This is a genomic window from Limosilactobacillus mucosae (assembly GCF_046939755.1).
Classification (GTDB): Bacteria; Bacillota; Bacilli; order Lactobacillales; family Lactobacillaceae; genus Limosilactobacillus; species Limosilactobacillus mucosae_A.
The window spans coordinates 1-6,489 of the sequence record NZ_JBKZAY010000046.1 but is presented as its reverse complement, the minus strand read 5'-3'; the positions used below and the strand labels follow the sequence as shown (position 1 = coordinate 6,489).

At 41.4% G+C, this 6,489-nt stretch carries 5 protein-coding genes; 4 read left to right on the top strand and 1 reads right to left on the bottom strand.

All coding sequences use genetic code 11. The annotated features are described in order from the left end of the window. The 3 genes from ACLUWI_RS09780 to ACLUWI_RS09770 all read left to right on the top strand — a co-directional run. The coding region (locus ACLUWI_RS09780) for a mucin-binding protein (protein WP_412147169.1) at nt 1-1,285 on the top strand (1,285 nt) is incomplete at its 5' end. Nucleotides 1,286-1,627: 342 nt separating this feature from the next. Continuing rightward, the gene (locus tag ACLUWI_RS09775) at nt 1,628-2,212 is read left to right on the top strand and encodes a recombinase family protein (RefSeq protein ID WP_412147168.1); all 585 of its coding nucleotides are present in this window, start codon (nt 1,628-1,630) and stop codon (nt 2,210-2,212) included. 70 nt (nt 2,213-2,282) lie between these two features. Beyond that, nucleotides 2,283-2,804 (top strand): N-acetyltransferase family protein, encoded by a 522-nt coding sequence (locus ACLUWI_RS09770; protein WP_412147167.1) that lies wholly within the window; start codon nt 2,283-2,285, stop codon nt 2,802-2,804. 263 nt (nt 2,805-3,067) lie between these two features. Here the strand turns inward: ACLUWI_RS09770 and ACLUWI_RS09765 are convergent, their stop codons facing one another. Beyond that, complete coding sequence (locus tag ACLUWI_RS09765) at nt 3,068-3,673, bottom strand: glycoside hydrolase family 73 protein (protein ID WP_412147166.1); 606 nt, start codon at nt 3,671-3,673, stop codon at nt 3,068-3,070. A 548-nt stretch (nt 3,674-4,221) separates the two neighbouring features. Between ACLUWI_RS09765 and ACLUWI_RS09760 the strand changes: the two genes are divergently transcribed. Next, nucleotides 4,222-6,489 (top strand): serine-rich glycoprotein adhesin (locus tag ACLUWI_RS09760; protein WP_412147165.1); only part of this gene is annotated, 2,268 nt, incomplete at its 3' end.

Here is a 6,489-nt window from a genome sequence, read left to right as displayed (position 1 = left end):
TTACGTTCTGGTATCGGACGGCTTTAAGCCAGGTACTAAGTTCGGTGTTGGCACGCCAACCTATGAAGTTCACTTCAAGCATGGCACGACGCATACCGATGCAACCGACGAAAATGCTGATCAAAAGACGGTTACGGAAACGATTCACTACGTCGACGAAAACAACCAAACCGTTCAGCCAGACTACACGACAGCAGTAACCTTCAAGCGCGGCTACACGACCGATAACGTTACCGGCAAGGTTGTTTCCTACGATCCATGGACGGTTGATGGTAAGCAGGCTGACAGCAAGACGTTTGCTGCCGTAACCAGCCCAGCAGTCGAAGGTTACACGCCAAACCACCAGCAAATTAACGAATTCACCGTTACGCCAGATTCAAAAGACATTGTCAAGACGGTCGTTTATGTTGGTGATCCTCAAGAAGCTCAAGCAATCTTCTATGATGAAACAACGGGCAAGGAAATCAGCAACACGCGTGAAATCGTAAATGGCAAGACTGATGAAACGATCAGCTTTACTAAGGATCCAAATGAAGTCGTTAAGGAACTCGAAAAGCAAGGTTACGTCTTTGACAAGGACAATGCTAATAACAATGTCTTTGTTGCCGGCACGACCTACGACAAGAATTCTGAAGTTCACCAATACTTCAAGTACTACTTCACGCACGCTACGACGATCGTTACGCCAGACAATCCAAAGACGCCGGCTGATGTATTGCCGGACAACCCTGGCAAGAATTACCCAAGCGGTGTTGCCAAGGATGATCTGAACAAGACCGTTACGCGGACGATCAACATTACGACGCCAGATGGCAAGACGCAGACGATCACGCAGAAGGCTGAATTTACGCGGAGTGCAACGGTTGATGAGGTTACCGGTGAAGTAACTTATGGACCATGGTCGAAGAATGTCGTTTTGGAAAGCGTTGACGTACCAAACATTCCTGGATACGTGCCATCCGCATCTGTTCCAGAAATTACGGTTACGCCAAATGACCAAGACATGACGATCAACATCACCTACAAGAAGCTTGATTCTGGCAAGGCAACTGACCAAGGCGGCAATGCTTCCAATGGTGGTCAAGCAACGAATGGCGGTTCAACGACTGGTCAATCCGCTCAAAACGGCCAGTCAGGTCAAACCCAAAACAATGCTGGTGCTCAACAATTGCCACAAACTGGTAACGCCAACAATGAAAAGGGCGCACTGGGCTTGGCAGGAGCAATGTTTGCAGCCGGTCTTGGCCTGGGCTTTGGCTCTAAGAAGAAGCGTCACGAAAACTAGATGAAGAAATAAGAACAGATTCATCAATGATAAAAAAAGACTCATCCTTTGATTCTTCAAAGGTTGGGCCTTTTTGTCTTTATAGTTAAAAATATACTAATAGTTTATGAATGCATCTATGTGATTTAATATCACCATAAAGTGGTCATTCATTAAAAATACCAATTCATTTTATCAAAAAATTGTTTATAAAAGGAAATCATTTGCTACAATAGAACGGTTTTGTTGCAATCAAAAGTTTTGAAAAGATAATGTACCAAAAAAGGTAATAACTGATTAAAGAAAGGAGAGCCCACACGCATGCTTTTGATACTTAAATTGTCTTGGTGTGGTGTTTAGAACATGAAGTACGGATATGCGCGAGTAAGCACGGAAAGTCAAAGTTTATCGACACAGCTGCAACTGTTAGAACAGGTCGGGGTTGACGAAATATTCCAGGAAAAATATACGGGAACGACTACCAAACGTCCGGAATTTGCACGCTTGTTGGCAATCGTTCAACCAAACGATGTGATTATCGTCACCAAGCTGGATCGATTTGCGCGTAATACAGGTGAAGCTCTGCAAGTAATTCAGCAGTTGTTTGAAAATCAGGTGAAGATCAACATTTTGAATATGGGCACGATTGACGATACGCCGGTTGGTCGCTTGATTTTTACCGTGTTTTCGGCTTTTGCCCAGTTTGAACGGGATATGATCGTTATCAGGACTCAAGAAGGCAAGTCATATGCTCGCCGTCATAATCCGAAATATCATGAAGGCCGACCAAAAGTCTATTCAGATGAAAAAATCTGGCAGGCCTATCAACTTCATCAAAAAGGGCTGACTTACCGCGAACTTTCAACGCGCACTGGAATTAGTATTTCGACTTTACGGCGACGTTTTGCTCTGCTCAAGTCGGTTGAGGCAAGAGACCATGAAAAATAGTTGTTCTTATGGCAATTATTCATGTTAAGCTTGTCTAAATATTTAAATTCAATCTGAAAAGGGGAAAATCATGAGTCTTATTTACGTTACTCGCGCCAAAGAGGCCGATATTCCAGCAATCGGGAAAATTTTTGATCAAGCCAAGGCATTCTTAAAGGCTTCTGGCAGTCCACAGTGGCAGGCGGGATATCCAAATACTGATACAGTTGCTCAAGACTTAGCCAATCAATCAGCTTGGGTGCTGAAGGTCGATGGCCAGGTTGCCGGTTATGCGGCGGCAATCATTGGCAATGATCCAAACTATCAAGAAATTGATGGTGCCTGGCAAAATAATACCGAACCATACGCTGCCATTCATCGTTTGGCATTAAGCCAGGATTATCGGGGACAGCACTTAGCCAAATATTTCATGAGCAATTTGATTTCAATTTTAAATGAGCAGGGAATTCATAATTTCCGTGTCGATACGCATGATCTGAATCAAGCAATGCAGCACGTTGCCACCAGCAATGGTTTTATTAGACGCGGTCACATCAACATTTTGGATGAGCCCAATGATCCACTGCGCTGGGCGTTTGAACTGAATCTGTAAAAAGAAGCCTCACAGCCAAAGTGGTTGCGGGGCTTTTATTATTTAATAGAGGTTATAGAAATTCTCGGGCACTAGTAATGGTCAATGGCAGACCGAGACGTGCGAGCGATAATTACGATGGGGTTGAATTACCTGTTAGTAATGAATATGCAAAAAGGCCGGCATACTGATATGACGAAAAGATCATTACCTACTTTTCTTAAATAAAAGCCTAGTACTGACATTTGCCAATATCAGACAGGAAATCTCAAAGATGCGGAATATTATTGATCAAATTTATAAAGCTTAAATTTTTTGATCGCGTAAATTAGTTCGTTAGCGTAATTAGGATCCGTTGCGTAGCCGTCTTTTTGTAGCGCCCAGGCAGCTTCTTGGTAGTTCTTTGCCTTTAGCACGTCTTTAAATACGTTTGGCTTGGCCTTGGTACCATGAGCAAGTAGCTCGGCATGGGCCTTTAGTGAAGCCTCCCAGCTATTGTATACGGCAAAATACTGCTTGACTTCGACTGTCTTGCCATTGATGTTTTCTTTGGTATACATGCGAACGCGATTTTTTTTAGAAGTAGCTTTGATGCCGAAAAGATTGTTGTATTTATAAGCCAGCTTGCTGCGGCCCCAGTTTGACTCGGTGCCAGCCTGAGCAATGATAATGCTAGCAGGAATGTGGTACTTTTTTTGCTCTTTTTGGGCAATTGGCGCAATCTTTTTGATAAATTGATTAACCGTGATTTTGGATGAGTGAGTTTCTCGCTGTGGTTTGGTAGACTGACTGGTTGAATGCAGGTAGATTCCTAGACCAATTGCCAATGCCAGACACAGTAACGCGACGCCAATTCCAATCCCAACCCATTTTTTTGATTTGATCTTCATAAAAAGCCCCTTTGTAAAATGAATATCTCTTTGAAAAAATTCATTAAAGTCTTAAATGTGATTATAAATATGTTTGTTGGCCAAGCATAGGAAAAAGCTAAAAATTCCCAAAATAAGCAAAAATCATTCACACTTCAATTATTTTCGAAAAATTTAGATAAACGATTGTCAATGCAATTTTCTTCATGTATTCAAGTGATAGATCAATAAATGAATTTTTTGGTGATAATGCAAACAACACTGATGTTTTTTGTTTGGTTTCGCTAAAACTAAAAAGACACTAATTTATTTCTGGTAATTTTTCATTGGATAACATAAACTAATAATTATATATACTGATTGTTTAGCAAAGCGTTGTTATAATTACATATTACCCATTAAAAGGGGTTAAAATACTATTCAATCCTTTCTTCTTGATTGCTATGAATAAATGTCAATTTATAAATTATAATTTAGCGATCACGCTTGTTTTCTAAATTAATAAGCATTCATTGGCTAAGATAATAGATCTTTGGCAGTAAAATTTTTATACATAAAGGAAGATTAACGTGAAATCAAAACATGTCCGAAAAAATTCAAAAGTTGATGAAACTGAACGCGTAAAACTTTATAAGACGCATCGGGGCTGGTGCAGTTCATTGTCACGCTTTTGGACCTTTTTGAAAGCGGATTCGATAGATGAAGATGATGAAACTTCATATGAAGACTACTTAAAAGCAATTGCTACAATTGGGACGATCGCCGGTGCAACCATGCTGATGCCAACGACTGCAATGGCTGACAGTACGCAATTGCAGCGGACGTTGGATTCGCGCAGCTCAATGGCAATTGGTCTTTCATCAAATACGCAAAGTGAGTCGGTTAGCGGTTCGACTGATAGCACAAATAGTCTTGATTCAGCTAACAGTACAACCACAGAAACCAGTACGAGCAAATCTGAGATGGCTGAAGATTCAACAACTAGTTCGACTAGCACAGAGAATAGTCTGAATTCAGCGAGTGATTCAAATACCTTATCTGAAGGCAGTCAGACTATGGCGGACAGTTTGGTTAATGACAGTAAAAATGCGGACGGCAGCTCAACGACAAGCGAAGTCAATAATTCAGCAAGTGAGAACTCACAGGCAGGGACAGCACCAGATTATAGTCAGACCACAACCAGTCAGTCTGTTAATACCTTAACCATGGCTAGTGTGGATCCTCAAGCAACCGCAGCCAACTATCTTCAGACGGTTTTAAGTCAGCTATGGGTACAACAGTCTAATCAAGTTACTCATCCTAATACTATCTTAGAAGATAAGTATCTTAATAATAAGAATACATACAATTTTGACTGGAATCACATATTTAATGACACTTGGGGAGAAATTTTTGATAGCTTCTTTAACCATGATTTAGATAATTTTTACAATTATATTCAAAATTGTCATGGTAACGGTACGCTTGATCTGGCATCAATTTTTGGGACTTTCTCCAAGCATTTAAAAATCGACGCCGATTATCGCGGCAATCTGGCAACTGGGGATTATCAAGGCGGCCAGGAGTTCGGTACTCGAGGTGATATTAACGGTAACCTTACTAATGGCGATGTTGACTATATTCAAAAAATCAGCGGTTGGCTTGGCAGCAATGCTTTTTCAGCTGACCATAATCACATTGTTTTTGGGCAAGACGTTGATGCCAGAATAAGTCAAAGAAATGGCATGCTATACGTAAATAATGTTCGAATGAATCACGTCTTACCAGGCTATAACGCTGATATTTATCAAGATGAAGCTGGTAGCAACTACATCGATTTTGAACAAATTTTTAAAATCCTTAGCAGCAACGCTCAGAATTTAAGTCAGCATAAGTACGACACATGGGGTGTTTGGCAAGGATATCAAAATCCACGGATTGATACGAATCCTTCTAATACCGACTACATAATTAACGTTTCCAGAGTGCGTCCAGATGCCAATAATCGAATTTATGTCAATGTTCCATATGAATATTTGACGGGAGCACGCAACACTAGAATTGTCGGCCTGACTGAGTCTAATTTTGGCCCAGTGGTGGTGATCAACGTAACGAATCTGCCAGAAGGCCAAACGATTCAGATTAATCGTCATCTGCAATTACAATACTCAGATTGGAAAAATTGGTTTGATGGAAACTGGTATGGCAGTAGTAATGTCTGGCAAGGAGAACCTAATCACCTGCTGTGGAACTTTGGTACGACCAGCAGCACGATTGAATTTCAGAGCCCCTTTGCTGGCAGTGTCTTAGCGCCTAACGCTCACGTTATTACTGATGTGGATTTTGCTGGGAATATCGCTGCTGATACGATCGAAACCAGAGGCACGTTTAGACGTTGGGACTTGAATGGTCAGTTGAACTCAACCGAGGAAGAACGAGCACAGACTAGCAAGTCAATTAAAGCGTCTGAGTCAAAATCAACTTCGATTGAAACCTCACAATCGACCAGCAAGTTGTTGAGCGAAAGTAAGTCGGCATCAGAAGCAACCAGTAAGTCAATTAAGGAAAGCAAAGCAGCTTCTGAATCTACAAGCGCCTCAATTAAGGCCTCTGAGTCCGAATCAACTTCGATTGAGACTTCGAAGGCAAATAGTAAGTCGCTGAGTGAGAATGAGTCGGCATCAGAAGTAACCAGCAAATCAGTGAAGGAAAGCGAAATTGCATCAACGAGTAAGTCGGTTGAAGCATCGCAGGCAGCTAGTGTTTCAGAATCCGAATCAACTTCAAAAGCAGCTAGTGAATCATTACGTGCGAGTGAAGCAGCTTCTGAATCTACGAGTGCGTTAATTAAGGCCTCT

Excerpts from the sequence above, each read along its gene's own strand:
- ACLUWI_RS09770 (WP_412147167.1), top strand. The coding sequence starts at position 2,283 with ATGAGTCTTATTTACGTTACTCGCGCCAAAGAGGCCGATATTCCAGCA.
- ACLUWI_RS09765 (WP_412147166.1), bottom strand. The coding sequence starts at position 3,673 with ATGAAGATCAAATCAAAAAAATGGGTTGGGATTGGAATTGGCGTCGCG.
- ACLUWI_RS09775 (WP_412147168.1), top strand. The coding sequence starts at position 1,628 with ATGAAGTACGGATATGCGCGAGTAAGCACGGAAAGTCAAAGTTTATCG.